1 pseudogene is annotated in these 280 nt (G+C 58.2%); it reads left to right on the plus strand.

Features of this window, described 5'->3' with window-relative positions:
• Positions 1-280, plus strand: a pseudogene (locus IV91_RS0112380) (IS3 family transposase); the annotation flags it as partial.

The following is a 280-nucleotide window of genomic DNA, read 5'->3' on the forward strand; positions in this document are numbered from 1 at the left end:
GAGGTATCGAGACAGGAAGGGATCTCAACGGTTACCCTGTATGCTTGGCGAAACAAGGTGAAGTCAGAGGGGGTTCCAGTGCCAGGATCGGTGAAAGGGGCGGACGATTGGTCTGCGGAAGCGAAGTTGGCGGTGGTGATTGAGACGGCGGGGCTGTCAGAGATCGAATTGAGCCGTTATTGTCGCGAGAAGGGGATTTATGTGGAGCAGGTGCGCACCTGGCATCAGGCAGCCCTCCATGGCCAGCATGATGCCAAGGTGTCGCGTCAGGCAGAGCGAC

Source organism: Ferrovum myxofaciens (assembly GCF_000735045.1).
Lineage (GTDB): Bacteria > Pseudomonadota > Gammaproteobacteria > Burkholderiales > Ferrovaceae > Ferrovum > Ferrovum myxofaciens.